Source organism: Escherichia coli DSM 30083 = JCM 1649 = ATCC 11775 (assembly GCF_003697165.2).
Lineage (GTDB): Bacteria > Pseudomonadota > Gammaproteobacteria > Enterobacterales > Enterobacteriaceae > Escherichia > Escherichia coli.
In genome coordinates this window covers 2,908,195-2,925,934 of record NZ_CP033092.2, presented here as the reverse complement: position 1 = coordinate 2,925,934, position 17,740 = coordinate 2,908,195, and the positions used below count along the sequence as shown (strand labels likewise).

At 51.2% G+C, this 17,740-nt stretch carries 18 protein-coding genes; 17 read left to right on the top strand and 1 reads right to left on the bottom strand.

The window, feature by feature from the left end; all coding sequences use genetic code 11:
- Positions 1 to 2: 2 nt before the first annotated feature.
- From fabD to ptsG, 10 genes are all read left to right on the top strand, one after another.
- The gene (gene fabD, locus EAS44_RS15500) at positions 3 to 932 is read left to right on the top strand and encodes an ACP S-malonyltransferase (protein WP_000191372.1); all 930 of its coding nucleotides are present in this window, start codon (positions 3 to 5) and stop codon (positions 930 to 932) included.
- Between the two features lie 12 nt (positions 933 to 944).
- Complete coding sequence (fabG, locus tag EAS44_RS15495) at positions 945 to 1,679, top strand: 3-oxoacyl-ACP reductase FabG (RefSeq protein ID WP_001008535.1); 735 nt, start codon at positions 945 to 947, stop codon at positions 1,677 to 1,679.
- A gap of 210 nt (positions 1,680 to 1,889) precedes the next feature.
- The gene (gene acpP, locus EAS44_RS15490) at positions 1,890 to 2,126 is read left to right on the top strand and encodes an acyl carrier protein (RefSeq protein ID WP_000103754.1); all 237 of its coding nucleotides are present in this window, start codon (positions 1,890 to 1,892) and stop codon (positions 2,124 to 2,126) included.
- A gap of 86 nt (positions 2,127 to 2,212) precedes the next feature.
- Positions 2,213 to 3,454: a beta-ketoacyl-ACP synthase II gene (fabF, locus tag EAS44_RS15485; RefSeq protein ID WP_000044679.1), complete on the top strand. Its 1,242-nt coding sequence runs from the start codon at positions 2,213 to 2,215 to the stop codon at positions 3,452 to 3,454.
- 119 nt (positions 3,455 to 3,573) lie between these two features.
- Complete coding sequence (gene pabC / locus EAS44_RS15480; RefSeq protein ID WP_000478684.1) at positions 3,574 to 4,383, top strand: aminodeoxychorismate lyase; 810 nt, start codon at positions 3,574 to 3,576, stop codon at positions 4,381 to 4,383.
- Positions 4,384 to 4,385: 2 nt separating this feature from the next.
- The gene (gene yceG, locus EAS44_RS15475; protein WP_000756838.1) at positions 4,386 to 5,408 is read left to right on the top strand and encodes a cell division protein YceG; all 1,023 of its coding nucleotides are present in this window, start codon (positions 4,386 to 4,388) and stop codon (positions 5,406 to 5,408) included.
- Positions 5,398 to 6,039 carry a dTMP kinase gene (gene tmk, locus EAS44_RS15470; protein WP_001257012.1) on the top strand — a complete coding sequence of 214 codons (642 nt, stop codon included), beginning with the start codon at positions 5,398 to 5,400 and terminating at the stop codon, positions 6,037 to 6,039. The genes yceG and tmk overlap by 11 nt, the downstream gene beginning before the upstream one ends.
- The gene (holB, locus tag EAS44_RS15465) at positions 6,036 to 7,040 is read left to right on the top strand and encodes a DNA polymerase III subunit delta' (protein ID WP_001267963.1); all 1,005 of its coding nucleotides are present in this window, start codon (positions 6,036 to 6,038) and stop codon (positions 7,038 to 7,040) included. The genes tmk and holB overlap by 4 nt, the downstream gene beginning before the upstream one ends.
- Positions 7,041 to 7,050: 10 nt before the next feature.
- A complete protein-coding gene (gene ycfH / locus EAS44_RS15460) occupies positions 7,051 to 7,848 on the top strand; it encodes a metal-dependent hydrolase (protein WP_000480245.1) in 798 nt (265 codons plus the stop codon).
- Between the two features lie 294 nt (positions 7,849 to 8,142).
- Positions 8,143 to 9,576 (top strand): PTS glucose transporter subunit IIBC, encoded by a 1,434-nt coding sequence (gene ptsG / locus EAS44_RS15455; RefSeq protein WP_000475719.1) that lies wholly within the window; start codon positions 8,143 to 8,145, stop codon positions 9,574 to 9,576.
- 59 nt (positions 9,577 to 9,635) lie between these two features.
- Here the strand turns inward: ptsG and fhuE are convergent, their stop codons facing one another.
- Positions 9,636 to 11,825: a ferric-rhodotorulic acid/ferric-coprogen receptor FhuE gene (gene fhuE / locus EAS44_RS15450; RefSeq protein ID WP_000953416.1), complete on the bottom strand. Its 2,190-nt coding sequence runs from the start codon at positions 11,823 to 11,825 to the stop codon at positions 9,636 to 9,638.
- A gap of 333 nt (positions 11,826 to 12,158) precedes the next feature.
- Here fhuE and hinT point away from each other — a divergent pair, with 333 nt between their 5' ends.
- The 7 genes from hinT (at position 12,159) to ndh (ending at position 17,662) form a co-directional block, all read left to right on the top strand.
- The gene (gene hinT, locus EAS44_RS15445; RefSeq protein ID WP_001313744.1) at positions 12,159 to 12,518 is read left to right on the top strand and encodes a purine nucleoside phosphoramidase; all 360 of its coding nucleotides are present in this window, start codon (positions 12,159 to 12,161) and stop codon (positions 12,516 to 12,518) included.
- Between the two features lie 2 nt (positions 12,519 to 12,520).
- Positions 12,521 to 12,898, top strand: a complete 378-nt coding sequence (ycfL, locus tag EAS44_RS15440; protein ID WP_001225269.1) for a YcfL family protein — start codon at positions 12,521 to 12,523, stop codon at positions 12,896 to 12,898.
- Positions 12,899 to 12,911: 13 nt separating this feature from the next.
- Positions 12,912 to 13,553, top strand: a complete 642-nt coding sequence (lpoB, locus tag EAS44_RS15435; RefSeq protein WP_000164439.1) for a penicillin-binding protein activator LpoB — start codon at positions 12,912 to 12,914, stop codon at positions 13,551 to 13,553.
- Complete coding sequence (gene thiK / locus EAS44_RS15430; protein ID WP_001116600.1) at positions 13,534 to 14,358, top strand: thiamine kinase; 825 nt, start codon at positions 13,534 to 13,536, stop codon at positions 14,356 to 14,358. Before lpoB ends, thiK begins: the two co-directional genes overlap by 20 nt.
- Positions 14,359 to 14,368: 10 nt before the next feature.
- Positions 14,369 to 15,394 (top strand): beta-N-acetylhexosaminidase, encoded by a 1,026-nt coding sequence (nagZ, locus tag EAS44_RS15425; RefSeq protein ID WP_000529300.1) that lies wholly within the window; start codon positions 14,369 to 14,371, stop codon positions 15,392 to 15,394.
- 22 nt (positions 15,395 to 15,416) lie between these two features.
- Positions 15,417 to 15,959 (top strand): alpha/beta hydrolase YcfP, encoded by a 543-nt coding sequence (ycfP, locus tag EAS44_RS15420; RefSeq protein WP_000587933.1) that lies wholly within the window; start codon positions 15,417 to 15,419, stop codon positions 15,957 to 15,959.
- A 398-nt stretch (positions 15,960 to 16,357) separates the two neighbouring features.
- Positions 16,358 to 17,662, top strand: coding sequence for an NADH-quinone dehydrogenase (ndh, locus tag EAS44_RS15415; protein WP_001295966.1), 1,305 nt, complete (start codon positions 16,358 to 16,360; stop codon positions 17,660 to 17,662).
- The last annotated feature ends 78 nt before the right edge of the window (positions 17,663 to 17,740 follow it).

Genomic DNA, 17,740 nt, shown 5'->3' with positions numbered 1-17,740 from the left:
ACATGACGCAATTTGCATTTGTGTTCCCTGGACAGGGTTCTCAAACCGTTGGAATGCTGGCTGATATGGCGGCGAGCTATCCAATTGTCGAAGAAACGTTTGCAGAAGCTTCTGCGGCGCTGGGCTACGATCTGTGGGCGCTGACCCAGCAGGGGCCAGCTGAAGAACTGAATAAAACCTGGCAAACTCAGCCAGCGCTGTTGACTGCATCTGTTGCGCTGTATCGCGTATGGCAGCAGCAGGGCGGTAAAGCACCGGCAATGATGGCCGGTCACAGCCTGGGGGAATACTCCGCGCTGGTTTGCGCTGGTGTAATTGATTTCGCTGATGCGGTGCGTTTGGTTGAGATGCGCGGCAAGTTCATGCAAGAAGCCGTACCGGAAGGCACGGGCGCTATGGCGGCAATCATCGGTCTGGATGATGCGTCTATTGCGAAAGCGTGTGAAGAAGCTGCAGAAGGTCAGGTCGTTTCTCCGGTAAACTTTAACTCTCCGGGACAGGTGGTTATTGCCGGTCATAAAGAAGCAGTTGAGCGTGCTGGCGCTGCCTGTAAAGCTGCGGGCGCAAAACGCGCTCTGCCGTTACCAGTGAGCGTACCGTCTCACTGTGCGCTGATGAAACCAGCAGCCGACAAACTGGCAGTAGAATTAGCGAAAATCACCTTTAACGCACCAACAGTTCCTGTTGTGAATAACGTTGATGTGAAATGCGAAACCAATGGTGATGCCATCCGTGACGCACTGGTACGTCAGTTGTATAACCCGGTTCAGTGGACGAAGTCTGTTGAGTACATGGCAGCGCAAGGCGTAGAACATCTCTATGAAGTCGGCCCGGGCAAAGTGCTTACTGGCCTGACGAAACGCATTGTCGACACTCTGACCGCCTCGGCGCTGAACGAACCTTCAGCGATGGCAGCGGCGCTCGAGCTTTAAAAGAGGAAAATCATGAATTTTGAAGGAAAAATCGCACTGGTAACCGGTGCAAGCCGCGGAATTGGCCGCGCAATTGCTGAAACGCTCGCAGCCCGTGGCGCGAAAGTTATTGGCACTGCGACCAGTGAAAATGGCGCTCAGGCGATCAGTGATTATTTAGGTGCCAACGGCAAAGGTCTGATGTTGAATGTGACCGACCCGGCATCTATCGAATCTGTTCTGGAAAAAATTCGCGCAGAATTTGGTGAAGTGGATATCCTGGTCAATAATGCCGGTATCACTCGTGATAACCTGTTAATGCGAATGAAAGATGAAGAGTGGAACGATATTATCGAAACCAACCTTTCATCTGTTTTCCGTCTGTCAAAAGCGGTAATGCGCGCTATGATGAAAAAGCGTCATGGTCGTATTATCACTATCGGTTCTGTGGTTGGTACCATGGGAAATGGCGGTCAGGCCAACTACGCTGCGGCGAAAGCGGGCTTGATCGGCTTCAGTAAATCACTGGCGCGCGAAGTTGCGTCACGCGGTATTACTGTAAACGTTGTTGCTCCGGGCTTTATTGAAACGGACATGACACGTGCGCTGAGCGATGACCAGCGTGCGGGTATCCTGGCGCAGGTTCCTGCGGGTCGCCTCGGCGGCGCACAGGAAATCGCCAACGCGGTTGCATTCCTGGCATCCGACGAAGCAGCTTACATCACGGGTGAAACTTTGCATGTGAACGGCGGGATGTACATGGTCTGACCGCGATTTGCACAAAATGCTCATGTTGCGCGCAGTCTGCGTGGTTATGAGTAATAATTAGTGCAAAATGATTTGCGTTATTGGGGGGTAAGGCCTCAAAATAACGTAAAATCGTGGTAAGACCTGCCGGGATTTAGTTGCAAATTTTTCAACATTTTATACACTACGAAAACCATCGCGAAAGCGAGTTTTGATAGGAAATTTAAGAGTATGAGCACTATCGAAGAACGCGTTAAGAAAATTATCGGCGAACAGCTGGGCGTTAAGCAGGAAGAAGTTACCAACAATGCTTCTTTCGTTGAAGACCTGGGCGCGGATTCTCTTGACACCGTTGAGCTGGTAATGGCTCTGGAAGAAGAGTTTGATACTGAGATTCCGGACGAAGAAGCTGAGAAAATCACCACCGTTCAGGCTGCCATTGATTACATCAACGGCCACCAGGCGTAAGTGAACATCTCCAGGCGGTCGTTCGACCGCCTGAGTTTTATCTTTTGTCCCACTAGAATCATTTTTTCCCTCCCTGGAGGACAAACGTGTCTAAGCGTCGTGTAGTTGTGACCGGACTGGGCATGTTGTCTCCTGTCGGCAATACCGTAGAGTCTACCTGGAAAGCTCTGCTTGCCGGTCAGAGTGGCATCAGCCTAATCGACCATTTCGATACTAGCGCCTATGCAACGAAATTTGCTGGCTTAGTAAAGGATTTTAACTGTGAGGACATTATCTCGCGCAAAGAACAGCGCAAGATGGATGCCTTCATTCAATATGGAATTGTCGCTGGCGTTCAGGCCATGCAGGATTCTGGCCTTGAAATAACGGAAGAGAACGCAACCCGCATTGGTGCCGCAATTGGCTCCGGGATTGGCGGCCTCGGACTGATCGAAGAAAACCACACATCTCTGATGAACGGTGGTCCACGTAAGATCAGCCCATTCTTCGTTCCGTCAACGATTGTGAACATGGTGGCAGGTCATCTGACTATCATGTATGGCCTGCGTGGCCCAAGCATCTCTATCGCGACCGCCTGTACTTCCGGCGTGCACAACATTGGCCATGCTGCGCGTATTATCGCGTATGGCGATGCTGACGTGATGGTTGCAGGTGGCGCAGAGAAAGCCAGTACGCCGCTGGGCGTTGGTGGTTTTGGCGCGGCACGTGCATTATCTACCCGCAATGATAACCCGCAAGCGGCGAGCCGCCCGTGGGATAAAGAGCGTGATGGTTTCGTACTGGGCGATGGTGCCGGTATGCTGGTACTTGAAGAGTACGAACACGCGAAAAAACGCGGTGCGAAAATTTACGCTGAACTCGTCGGCTTTGGTATGAGCAGCGATGCTTATCATATGACGTCACCGCCAGAAAATGGCGCAGGCGCAGCTCTGGCGATGGCAAATGCTCTGCGTGATGCAGGCATTGAAGCGAGTCAGATTGGCTACGTTAACGCGCACGGTACTTCTACGCCGGCTGGCGATAAAGCTGAAGCGCAGGCGGTGAAAACCATCTTCGGTGAAGCTGCAAGCCGCGTGTTGGTAAGCTCCACGAAATCTATGACCGGTCACCTGTTAGGTGCGGCGGGTGCAGTAGAATCTATCTACTCCATCCTGGCGCTGCGCGATCAGGCTGTTCCGCCAACCATCAACCTGGATAACCCGGATGAAGGTTGCGATCTGGATTTCGTACCGCACGAAGCGCGTCAGGTTAGCGGAATGGAATACACTCTGTGTAACTCCTTCGGCTTCGGTGGCACTAATGGTTCTTTGATCTTTAAAAAGATCTAAGTTGTCATTTTCCACCCTTATAAAAGGTCCGCTTGCGGGCCTTTTTTCTTAGCTTTTATTCCGACTTGTTCCGTAGTGAACATGCTGCCACACTAACAATTCTCTGATAAGGAGCCGGTATGTTCTTAATTAACGGTCATAAGCAGGAATCGCTGGCAGTAAGCGATCGGGCAACGCAGTTTGGTGATGGTTGTTTTACCACCGCCAGAGTTATCGACGGTAAAGTCAGTTTGTTATCGGCGCATATCCAGCGACTACAGGATGCTTGTCAGCGGTTGATGATTTCCTGTGACTTCTGGCCTCAGCTTGAACAAGAGATGAAAACGCTGGCAGCAGAACAGCAAAATGGTGTACTGAAAGTCGTGATCAGTCGCGGTAGTGGCGGGCGAGGGTACAGCACATTGAACAGTGGACCGGCAACGCGGATTCTCTCCGTTACGGCTTATCCTGCACATTACGACCGTTTGCGTAACGAAGGGATGACGTTGGCGCTAAGCCCGGTGCGGCTGGGGCGCAATCCTCATCTTGCAGGTATTAAACATCTTAATCGGCTTGAGCAAGTATTGATCCGCTCTCATCTTGAGCAGACAAACGCTGATGAGGCGCTGGTCCTTGACAGCGAAGGGTGGGTTACGGAATGCTGTGCGGCTAATTTGTTCTGGCGGAAGGGCAACGTAGTTTATACGCCGCGACTGGATCAGGCAGGTGTTAACGGCATTATGCGACAATTCTGTATCCGTTTGCTGGCACAATCCTCTTATCAGCTTGTCGAAGTGCAAGCCTCTCTGGAAGAGGCGTTGCAGGCAGATGAGATGGTTATTTGTAATGCGTTAATGCCAGTGATGCCCGTACGTGCCTGTGGCGATGTCTCCTTTTCGTCAGCAACGTTATATGAATATTTAGCCCCACTTTGTGAGCGCCCGAATTAGTCATGAAAAAAGTGTTATTGATAATCTTGTTATTGCTGGTGGTACTGGGTATCGCCGCTGGTGTGGGCGTCTGGAAGGTTCGCCATCTTGCCGACAGCAAATTGCTTATCAAAGAAGAGACGATATTTACCCTTAAGCCAGGGACCGGACGTCTGGCGCTAGGTGAACAGCTTTATGCCGATAAGATCATCAATCGCCCACGGGTTTTTCAATGGTTGCTGCGTATCGAACCGGATCTTTCTCACTTTAAAGCCGGGACTTACCGCTTTACACCGCAGATGACCGTGCGCGAGATGCTGAAATTGTTGGAAAGCGGTAAAGAAGCACAGTTCCCGCTGCGACTGGTAGAAGGGATGCGTCTGAGCGACTACCTCAAGCAATTGCGTGAGGCTCCGTATATCAAGCACACGCTGAGCGACGATAAGTACGCCACCGTAGCGCAGGCACTTGAACTGGAAAACCCGGAGTGGATTGAAGGTTGGTTCTGGCCAGACACCTGGATGTATACCGCCAATACCACCGATGTCGCGTTACTCAAGCGAGCGCACAAGAAAATGGTGAAAGCGGTCGATAGCGCCTGGGAAGGGCGTGCGGACGGTCTGCCTTATAAAGATAAAAACCAGTTGGTGACGATGGCATCAATTATCGAAAAAGAAACCGCCGTTGCCAGTGAACGCGATCAGGTTGCCTCAGTATTTATCAACCGTTTACGCATTGGTATGCGCCTGCAGACCGACCCGACCGTGATTTACGGGATGGGAGAGCGTTATAATGGCAAACTTTCTCGTGCAGACCTGGAAACGCCGACAGCGTATAACACCTATACCATTACCGGTCTGCCGCCAGGTGCGATAGCGACGCCGGGGGCGGATTCGCTGAAGGCTGCTGCGCATCCGGCAAAAACGCCGTATCTCTATTTTGTGGCCGATGGTAAAGGTGGTCACACGTTTAATACCAATCTTGCCAGTCATAACAAGTCTGTGCAGGATTATCTGAAAGTGCTTAAGGAAAAAAATGCGCAGTAAGTATATCGTCATTGAGGGGCTGGAAGGCGCAGGCAAAACTACCGCGCGTAACGTGGTGGTTGAGACGCTTGAGCAACTGGGTATCCGCGACATGGTTTTCACTCGGGAACCTGGCGGTACGCAACTTGCCGAAAAGTTAAGAAGCCTTGTGCTGGATATCAAATCGGTAGGCGATGAAGTCATTACCGATAAAGCCGAAGTTCTGATGTTTTATGCCGCGCGCGTTCAACTGGTAGAAACGGTCATCAAACCTGCGCTGGCTAACGGCACCTGGGTGATTGGCGATCGCCACGATCTCTCCACTCAAGCCTATCAGGGTGGAGGACGAGGTATTGACCAACATATGCTGGCAACACTGCGTGATGCTGTTCTCGGGGGGTTTCGCCCCGACTTAACGCTCTATCTCGATGTTACCCCGGAGGTTGGCTTAAAACGCGCGCGTGCGCGCGGCGAGCTGGATCGTATTGAGCAAGAATCTTTCGATTTCTTTAATCGCACCCGCGCCCGCTATCTGGAACTGGCAGCACAAGATAAAAGCATTCATACCATTGATGCCACCCAGCCGCTGGAGGCCGTGATGGATGCAATCCGCACCACCGTGACCAACTGGGTGAAGGAGTTGGACGCATGAGATGGTATCCATGGTTACGACCTGATTTCGAAAAACTGGTAGCCAGCTATCAGGCCGGAAGAGGTCACCATGCGCTACTCATTCAGGCGTTACCGGGCATGGGCGATGATGCTTTAATCTACGCCCTGAGCCGTTATTTACTCTGCCAACAACCGCAGGGCCACAAAAGTTGCGGTCACTGTCGTGGATGTCAGTTGATGCAGGCTGGCACACATCCCGATTACTACACCCTGACTCCCGAAAAAGGGAAAAATGCGCTGGGCATTGATGCGGTACGTGAGGTCACCGAAAAGCTGAATGAGCACGCACGCTTAGGTGGTGCGAAAGTTGTCTGGGTAACCGATGCTGCCTTACTAACCGACGCCGCGGCTAACGCATTGCTGAAAACGCTTGAAGAGCCACCAGCAGAGACGTGGTTTTTCCTTGCTACCCGCGAGCCAGAACGTTTACTGGCAACATTACGTAGTCGTTGTCGGTTACATTACCTTGCGCCGCCGCCGGAACAGTACGCCGTGACCTGGCTTTCACGCGAAGTGACAATGTCACAGGCTGCACTACTTGCCGCATTGCGCTTAAGCGCCGGTTCGCCTGGGGCGGCACTGGCGTTGTTTCAGGGAGATAACTGGCAGGCTCGTGAAACATTGTGTCAGGCGCTGGCATATAGCGTGCAATCGGGCGACTGGTATTCGCTGCTAGCGGCCCTTAATCATGAACAAGCTCCGGCACGTTTACACTGGCTGGCAACGTTGCTGATGGATGCGCTAAAACGCCATCATGGCGCTGCGCAGGTGACCAATGTTGATGTGCCGGGCCTGGTCGTCGAACTGGCAAACCATCTTTCTCCCTCGCGCCTGCAGGCTATACTGGGGGATGTTTGCCACATTCGTGAACAGTTAATGTCTGTCACAGGCATCAACCGCGAGCTTCTCATCACCGATCTTTTACTGCGTATTGAGCATTACCTGCAACCGGGCGTTGTGCTACCGGTTCCTCATCTTTAAGAGAGACATCATGTTTTTAGTCGACTCACACTGCCATCTCGATGGTCTGGATTATGAATCTTTGCATAAGGACGTGGATGACGTTCTGGCGAAAGCCGCCGCACGCGATGTGAAATTTTGTCTGGCAGTCGCCACAACATTACCGGGTTATTTACACATGCGGGATCTGGTAGGCGAACGCGACAACGTCGTATTTTCTTGTGGCGTGCATCCACTCAACCAGAATGATCCCTACGATGTAGAAGATTTACGTCGTCTGGCGGCAGAAGAGGGCGTTGTAGCGCTGGGTGAAACCGGGCTGGATTATTATTACACGCCGGAAACTAAAGTACGTCAGCAAGAGTCCTTCATCCATCATATCCAGATTGGTCGTGAACTGAACAAGCCGGTTATCGTCCACACCCGTGACGCCCGCGCCGATACGCTGGCAATTCTGCGCGAAGAAAAAGTGACGGATTGCGGTGGCGTACTACACTGTTTTACAGAGGACAGAGAAACGGCGGGCAAATTACTGGATCTCGGATTTTACATCTCCTTTTCCGGCATTGTGACCTTCCGTAATGCGGAGCAACTGCGCGATGCTGCGCGTTATGTCCCCCTGGATCGGTTACTGGTGGAAACTGACTCACCTTACCTTGCGCCAGTACCGCATCGAGGAAAAGAGAATCAACCTGCGATGGTTCGTGACGTTGCAGAATACATGGCTGTGTTGAAAGGTGTTGCCGTTGAAGAACTGGCGCAGGTAACCACCGATAACTTCGCCCGTCTGTTTCACATCGACGCTTCCCGCCTTCAATCCATCCGTTGAATGAGTTTTTTTAAAGCTCGTAATTAATGGCTAAAACGAGTAAAGTTCACCGCCGAAAATCGGGCGGTGAATAACCACGTTTGAAATATTGTGACATATGTTTTGTCAAAATGTGCAACTTCTCCAATGATCTGAAGTTGAAACGTGATAGCCGTCAAACAAATCGGCACTGAATTATTTTACTCTGTGTAATAAATAAAGGGCGCTTAGATGCCCTGTACACGGCGAGGCACTCCCCCCTTGCCACGCGTGAGAACGTAAAAAAAGCACCCATACTCAGGAGCACTCTCAATTATGTTTAAGAATGCATTTGCTAACCTGCAAAAGGTCGGTAAATCGCTGATGCTGCCGGTATCCGTACTGCCTATCGCAGGTATTCTGCTGGGCGTCGGTTCCGCGAATTTCAGCTGGCTGCCCGCCGTTGTATCGCATGTTATGGCAGAAGCAGGCGGTTCCGTCTTTGCAAACATGCCACTGATTTTTGCGATCGGTGTCGCCCTCGGCTTTACCAATAACGATGGCGTATCCGCGCTGGCCGCAGTTGTTGCCTATGGCATCATGGTTAAAACCATGGCCGTGGTTGCGCCACTGGTACTGCATTTACCTGCTGAAGAAATCGCCTCTAAACACCTGGCGGATACTGGCGTACTCGGGGGGATTATCTCCGGTGCGATCGCAGCGTACATGTTTAACCGTTTCTACCGTATTAAGCTGCCTGAGTATCTTGGCTTCTTTGCCGGTAAACGCTTTGTGCCGATCATTTCAGGCCTGGCTGCCATCTTTACTGGCGTTGTGCTGTCCTTCATTTGGCCGCCGATTGGTTCTGCAATCCAGACCTTCTCTCAGTGGGCTGCTTACCAGAACCCGGTAGTTGCGTTTGGCATTTACGGTTTCATCGAACGTTGCCTGGTACCGTTTGGTCTGCACCACATCTGGAACGTACCTTTCCAGATGCAGATTGGTGAATACACCAACGCAGCAGGTCAGGTTTTCCACGGCGACATTCCGCGTTATATGGCGGGTGACCCGACTGCGGGTAAACTGTCTGGTGGCTTCCTGTTCAAAATGTACGGTCTGCCAGCTGCCGCAATTGCTATCTGGCACTCTGCTAAACCAGAAAACCGCGCGAAAGTGGGCGGTATTATGATCTCCGCGGCGCTGACCTCGTTCCTGACCGGTATCACCGAGCCGATCGAGTTCTCCTTCATGTTCGTTGCGCCGATCCTGTACATCATCCACGCGATTCTGGCAGGCCTGGCATTCCCAATCTGTATTCTTCTGGGGATGCGTGACGGTACGTCGTTCTCGCACGGTCTGATCGACTTCATCGTTCTGTCTGGTAACAGCAGCAAACTGTGGCTGTTCCCGATCGTCGGTATCGGTTATGCCATTGTTTACTACACCATCTTCCGCGTGCTGATTAAAGCACTGGATCTGAAAACGCCGGGTCGTGAAGATGCGACTGAAGATGCAAAAGCGACAGGTACCAGCGAAATGGCACCGGCTCTGGTTGCTGCATTTGGTGGTAAAGAAAACATTACTAACCTCGACGCATGTATTACCCGTCTGCGCGTCAGCGTTGCTGATGTGTCTAAAGTGGATCAGGCTGGCCTGAAGAAACTGGGCGCAGCGGGCGTAGTGGTTGCTGGTTCTGGTGTTCAGGCGATTTTCGGTACTAAATCCGATAACCTGAAAACCGAGATGGATGAGTACATCCGTAACCACTAATCCGTAAGACGTTGGGGAGACTAAGGCAGCCAGATGGCTGCCTTTTTTACAGGTGTTATTCAGAATTGATACGTGCCGGTAATGCTGAAATTACGCGGTGCGCCGTAGACGATAGAACCTTCCACGTTGGTATCGTAGGTTTTGTCGAACAGGTTATTGACGTTCCCCTGTAACGAGAAGTTTTTCGTCACCTGGTAGCGGGTGAAGAGATCCACCAGCGCGTAGCTACCTTGCTCGGCGCGGAAGGTGCCATACGGTGTCACGGTGTCGGTATACACGCGATTTTGCCAGTTAACACCACCGCCGACCGTCAACTCTGGCATGACAGGCAACCGGTAGCTGGTGAACATTTTAACCGTGGTGCGTGGCAGATTAGGATTAACGGCGTTTCCTTCGTTATCTTCTGCAATATAGCGCGTTGCGCCAAACGTCAGCTGCCAGTTGTCGGTAATTGCGCCGTTGAGTTCAAATTCCACACCTTTACTGACTGTCCCATCCACCGCTTTATAGGCGGTTTCGCCGTTGCTGCCGGGGATAGGTGTACCGGTGGACTGAGCGACATTATCCTGCTCAATACGGAAGATGGCTAACGTGGTGGTCAGACGGCTATTCATCCAGTCCGATTTCAGACCCAGCTCGTAGTTGTTACCGGTGATTGGAGTCAGATATTTGCCTGAACTGTCACGATCATTTTGCGGCTGGAAAATAGAGGTATAGCTGGCGTAGGTCGACCAGTTGTCATTGATGTCAAACACCAGACCAGCGTAAGGCGTGGTGTGGTTTTTCTCCATGCTGTAAGTCAGCGTATCAACCCGCCAGTTGGTATAACGTGCGCCGAGGATCAGATGCAGCGGATCGGCAAGGGTGACACGAGTGGCAGCATATAACGATTTCATATGTGTGGTATCGTCCTGCGCCAGGCTCTGTGGTGACCAGTCGGTTTGTGGGAAATTGCCATTAAAGTTGTAGAAACTGCCAATTTCATCCGGGAAGATGTTGGCCCATGAACTGAAGTAACGATTGTTTTGTTTGCTGTAACTGCCACCAAACATTAGATTGTGCTGACGACCAAACAATTCATAACTACCGTCAGCGAACAAATCCAGCGCATCAACTTTACGTTTGCCGCTGTTCCAACCGGTGCCGCCGACATAATCAAAACCAGGTCCATAATTACTGTATGGCCCAACCAGCATACCATCCGCTTTGTTTACATAGGCATCGACATACATCATTTTGCTGTCAAATTCGACTTCAGAGTGGGTGGCATTCAGCGTCGCTTGCCAGGTATCAGCAAACCGCTGCTTCAGGGTCATAAAGACCTTGTTGATCTCTTTATCGTTGTACGCCCAGTCAGGTGCGGTACTGCGTGCGCGATCGTAACTGTTGCTGCTGCCATCAGTATTCCAGCGCGGTAAACCACCCCAGGTTGGGCTATTAACATCAATACGCTGATATTCGTAACCGGCTGAAAGCATCGTAAGATCGCCTAAATCAGCATCGACAATGCCGGAGAAGAAGGTCTTTTCACTGTTGTAGCGGTCCAGCCATGAGTCGTTATTCTGGTAGCCGCCGACAATTCGTGCGCGGATTTTACCATCTTCGGTGAGTGGGCTTTGTAAATCCGCCACATACCGTTCTTTGTTCCAGCTACCGTATTCCGCCGAGACATCGCCTTTAAATTCACGACTGGTCGCGTGTTTTCGAACCATATTAATTGCCGCAGATGGATTACCCGTCCCGGTCATGAGGCCTGTCGCGCCACGCACTACTTCTACGCGTTCAAACAGTGCCATATCAGAAAGTGCGTCGCCCAGATTCCAGCGCGATTCAAAATAGGTGGGGATACCATCAACCATATAGTTATCGATCTGGAATCCGCGGGAATAATAAAGAGCACGATCGGAATCCGCCTGACTTTTGCTGATCCCCAGCGTGTTTTCCATCACTTCGCCCAGCGTTTGTAACTGCTGATCTTCCATCCGCTGCTGGCTAACAATAGTGACCGACTGAGGAATATCACGTTGAGTCATCTGCATTTTTGTACCCGCAGAGGTAGACGTTACGTTGTAATCATTTTCGCCATCATCTGGGGCTGTGGCTGAACCCTCAACAATCACCGTTTCTTCAGTGACTGGTGCAGCAAAAGCGGCGGAAGGTAATAGTGCCAGTGCTATGCAACCGGCAAGGAGTGACGGTTTGATGATAGCTTGATGTTGATTATCCCTGTTAAATTGTGTCGAAAGCATTTGAAATCTCTTGGTTTATGTTGGCGTCAGGCTCATGCCGGAGCAGGGTGATGAGCGGTTATATTTAGTGTGCGAATAATTTTGTATGTAAATGCAAATGAGAAATATACGCATTCATATTTAGTGTGTAAACCAAACAGAGAATGTCTTTTCAGCGCATTCGCAGGCAGAAATGGGAATAATGGCGATATATACGGCAGCAAAACGATTTTTTGCTTAAGAAATCGTGAGTTAAGGTTGAAAGAGCAGGTTTAACTCGACCATACTCTATACTCGCAGTGTGGCGCGGCGTAGCATGGCGCAACGCATGGCTATTTGAAAAAGGAAAATGTCGTGGCAGAAGAAACTATATTCAGCAAAATTATTCGTCGTGAGATCCCCTCCGATATCGTCTACCAGGATGATCTGGTAACGGCGTTTCGCGATATTTCGCCGCAAGCGCCAACGCATATTCTGATCATTCCGAATATCCTCATTCCGACTGTGAACGACGTGTCAGCTGAGCATGAGCAGGCGCTGGGACGCATGATCACCGTAGCGGCAAAAATTGCTGAGCAAGAAGGTATTGCCGAAGATGGCTATCGTCTGATCATGAACACCAACCGCCATGGCGGACAAGAGGTTTACCACATCCATATGCATTTGTTGGGTGGCTGTCCGCTGGGACCAATGCTGGCGCATAAAGGTCTGTAACGATGAGAAAAGGATGCTTTGGGCTGATGTCTCTGGCGTTGTTAGTGCTGGTGGGCTGTCGTTCACATCCGGAAATTCCGGTGAATGATGAGCAATCGCTGGTGATGGAGTCATCTTTATTAGCTGCGGGCATCAGTGCAGAAAAGCCCGTCCTTTCGACATCTGATATTCAACCTTCAGCATCCTCAACGCTTTATAACGAAAGGCAAGAACCCGTTACCGTTCATTATCGTTTTTACTGGTATGACGCCAGAGGGCTGGAGATGCATCCTCTGGAAAGGCCACGCAGCGTTACCATTCCCGCACATTCGGCGGTCACGCTGTACGGCAGCGCCAATTTTCTGGGGGCGCACAAAGTCAGACTTTATCTATATTTGTAAGGGGTGAATCTTGATGACAAAAATGAGTCGCTACGCCTTGATTACCGCGCTGGCGATGTTTCTTGCCGGGTGTGTGGGGCAACGTGAACCTGCACCGGTAGAAGAAGTGAAACCAGCGCCGGAACAACCTGCTGAGCCACAACAGCCTGTCCCCACAGTGCCATCGGTGCCGACGATACCGCAGCAGCCAGGCCCAATTGAGCACGAAGATCAAACTGCACCGCCTGCGCCGCATATTCGCCATTATGACTGGAATGGCGCAATGCAGCCGATGGTCAGTAAGATGCTTGGGGCTGACGGCGTGACTGCGGGTAGCGTCCTGCTGGTTGATAGCGTTAACAACCGTACTAATGGTTCGTTGAATGCCGCAGAAGCGACCGAAACGCTGCGAAATGCGCTGGCTAATAACGGTAAATTTACCCTGGTTTCCGCCCAGCAGCTGTCGATGGCTAAGCAACAATTAGGTTTGTCGCCGCAGGACAGTTTAGGCACCCGTAGTAAAGCCATAGGCATTGCCCGCAATGTTGGCGCTCATTACGTGCTGTACTCCAGCGCCTCTGGCAACGTTAACGCTCCGACCCTACAAATGCAGCTGATGCTGGTGCAGACGGGCGAAATTATCTGGTCAGGTAAAGGTGCCGTTTCGCAGCAATAATCCCCTCACGCGCGACGAATTGCTGTCGCGCTTTTTCCCGCAGTTTCATCCCGTCACGACGTTTAATAGTGGGCTTAGTGGCGGGAGTTTTCTCATTGAACATCAGGGCCAGCGTTTTGTTGTGCGTCAGCCGCACGATCCTGATGCGCCGCAGTCCGCGTTCTTGCGCCAGTATCGGGCTTTATCACAACTACCCGCATGCATTGCACCGAAGCCGCATTTATATCTCCGTGACTGGATGGTGGTCGACTATCTGCCCGGCGAGGTAAAAACGTATTTGCCGGATACCAACGAACTGGCAGGCTTGCTGTATTATCTACATCAACAACCGCGTTTTGGCTGGCGAATAACGCTGTTGCCGTTACTGGAACTGTACTGGCAGCAAAGCGATCCGGCGCGGCGGACAGTGGGTTGGCTGCGAATGTTAAAACGTCTGCGCAAAGCGCGGGAACCACGGCTTTTACGCTTAAGTCCATTGCATATGGATGTCCACGCCGGAAATTTAGTGCATAGCGCGTCAGGGTTAAAACTCATCGACTGGGAGTATGCCGGAGATGGTGATATCGCGCTGGAACTGGCGGCGGTGTGGGTGGAAAATATTGACCAGCATCGGCAATTGGTCAATGACTATGCCACTCGCGCGAAGATTTATCCGGCGCAATTATGGCGTCAGGTCAGGCGATGGTTTCCCTGGCTGCTGATGCTCAAAGCAGGGTGGTTTGAGTACCGCTGGCGACAAACCGGCGATCAACAATTTATCAGGCTGGCCGATGACACGTGGCGGCAGCTATTAATAAAACAATAAGGAGAGCAGTGTGGGTCCAGTAATGTTGGATGTCGAAGGTTACGAACTGGACGCGGAAGAGCGTGAAATACTGGCGCATCCGCTGGTGGGAGGGCTGATTCTCTTTACGCGAAACTATCATGATCCTGCCCAGTTACGTGAACTGGTGCGCCAGATCCGCGCAGCATCGCGCAATCATCTGGTGGTGGCGGTAGATCAGGAAGGTGGACGCGTGCAGCGTTTTCGTGAAGGTTTTACCCGCTTGCCAGCGGCACAATCATTCGCTGCGCTGTTGGGAATGGAAGAAGGCGGAAAACTGGCGCAAGAGGCAGGTTGGTTGATGGCCAGTGAAATGATTGCTATGGATATTGATATCAGCTTTGCGCCAGTGCTGGACGTCGGGCATATCAGCGCGGCGATTGGCGAGCGTTCTTATCATGCCGATCCACAAAAAGCCCTGGCAATTGCCAGCCGTTTTATTGATGGTATGCATGAAGCGGGAATGAAAACTACCGGGAAACACTTCCCAGGTCACGGTGCAGTAACGGCAGACTCACACAAAGAAACACCGTGCGACCCACGTCCGCAAGCGGAGATTCGCGCTAAAGATATGTCGGTCTTCAGTTCCTTAATCCGCGAAAATAAACTCGACGCCATTATGCCTGCGCATGTGATCTACAGTGATGTTGATCCGCGTCCGGCGAGCGGTTCTCCCTACTGGCTGAAAACCGTTTTGCGTCAGGAATTGGGTTTTGACGGCGTGATTTTCTCTGACGATTTATCGATGGAAGGCGCAGCGATTATGGGCAGTTATGCCGAGCGTGGACAGGCATCACTGGATGCAGGTTGCGATATGATCCTGGTCTGCAATAATCGTAAAGGGGCCGTCAGCGTGTTAGATAATCTGTCACCGATCAAGGCAGAACGTGTTACACGTTTGTATCATAAAGGTTCATTTTCGCGACAGGAACTGATGGACTCGGCTCGCTGGAAAGCGATCAGCACCCGTCTGAATCAGTTACATGAACGCTGGCAGGAAGAGAAGGCAGGTCATTAACCCTGGCTTATGTGAGGAAGCGATGATTATCTATTTGCACGGTTTTGACTCTAACAGTCCGGGTAACCACGAGAAAGTCTTACAATTGCAGTTTATTGACCCGGATGTACGGCTAATAAGCTACAGTACGCGGCATCCGAAACATGATATGCAGCATTTGCTCAAAGAAGTGGACAAAATGTTGCAACTGAACGTCGACGAGCGCCCGCTCATTTGTGGTGTTGGTCTGGGCGGTTATTGGGCTGAGCGGATTGGTTTTCTCTGTGATATCCGCCAGGTGATCTTCAACCCCAATTTGTTCCCTTATGAGAACATGGAAGGGAAGATTGATCGCCCGGAAGAGTATGCCGATATTGCCACTAAGTGTGTGACCAACTTCCGTGAGAAGAATCGCGATCGTTGCCTGGTGATTTTGTCGCGTAATGATGAAGCGCTTAACAGCCAGCGGACATCTGAAGAGTTGCATCATTATTACGAGATTGTCTGGGACGAAGAGCAGACGCACAAATTCAAGAATATCTCCCCGCATTTACAGCGCATTAAAGCGTTCAAAACCCTCGGGTAAATGCCCTCGTCGCATCAGGTAACCTTGCCGGTACCTGATGCGCTCCGGATTCTGTGGGTTGGATAAGGCGTTCCGCCGCATCCGACAGTCGAGCATCAATGCCTGATGCGCCTCTTATCAGGCCTACCGAACGCCCTCCATACACACCTCACTCTATATCATTCTCACAAATCAGCTCAAATAATAAACAACAAACTCTGTTTTTTGATCTCACCCGGTAAAGTCGCCTATCTTTTCAGCAACAAAACTTGATTAACATCAATTTTGGTATGACCAATGCACCATTCATGTTATTCTCAATAGCGAAGAACATTTTCATTGCTGTAACCTGTTGTTAATTAAGAGCTATGTTAATAACCATTAATTAACAATTGGTTAATAAATTTAAGGGGGTCACGTTGACTACGCCATTGAAAAAAATTGTGATTGTCGGCGGCGGTGCTGGTGGGCTGGAAATGGCAACACAGCTGGGGCATAAGCTGGGACGCAAGAAAAAAGCCAAAATTACGCTGGTCGATCGTAACCACAGCCACCTGTGGAAACCGCTGCTGCACGAAGTGGCGACTGGCTCGCTTGATGAAGGCGTCGATGCGTTGAGCTATCTGGCCCATGCGCGCAATCATGGTTTCCAGTTCCAGCTGGGTTCCGTAATTGATATTGATCGTGAAGCGAAAACAATCACTATTGCAGAACTGCGCGACGAGAAAGGTGAACTGCTGGTTCCGGAACGTAAAATCGCCTATGACACCCTGGTAATGGCGCTGGGTAGCACCTCTAACGATTTCAATACACCAGGTGTCAAAGAGAACTGCATTTTCCTCGATAACCCGCACCAGGCGCGTCGCTTCCACCAGGAGATGCTGAATCTGTTCCTGAAATACTCCGCCAACCTGGGCGCGAATGGCAAAGTAAACATTGCGATTGTCGGCGGCGGCGCGACGGGTGTAGAACTCTCCGCTGAATTGCACAACGCGGTCAAGCAACTGCACAGTTACGGTTATAAAGGTCTGACCAACGAAGCCCTGAACGTAACGCTGGTAGAAGCGGGCGAACGTATTTTGCCTGCATTGCCGCCACGTATCTCTGCTGCGGCCCATAGTGAGTTAACGAAACTAGGCGTTCGCGTGCTGACGCAAACCATGGTCACCAGTGCTGATGAAGGCGGCCTGCACACTAAAGATGGCGAATATATTGAGGCTGATCTGATGGTGTGGGCAGCCGGGATCAAAGCGCCAGACTTCCTGAAAGATATCGGTGGTCTTGAAACCAACCGTATCAACCAGCTGGTGGTGGAACCGACGCTGCAAACCACTCGCGATCCAGACATATACGCTATTGGCGACTGCGCGTCATGCCCGCGTCCGGAAGGGGGCTTTGTTCCGCCGCGCGCTCAGGCCGCACATCAGATGGCAACCTGCGCAATGAACAACATTCTGGCGCAGATGAACGGTAAGCCGCTGAAAAATTATCAGTATAAAGATCACGGTTCGCTGGTATCGCTGTCGAACTTTTCCACCGTCGGTAGCCTGATGGGTAACCTGACACGCGGCTCAATGATGATTGAAGGACGAATTGCGCGCTTTGTATACATCTCGCTGTACCGAATGCACCAGATTGCGCTGCATGGTTACTTTAAAACCGGATTAATGATGCTGGTGGGGAGTATTAACCGCGTTATCCGTCCACGTTTGAAGTTGCATTAATCGGCTTGTACTGGCGGATGCGGCGTAAACGCCTTATCCGCCCTGGACAAATGGTACGAGCGGTAGGCCTGATAAGAC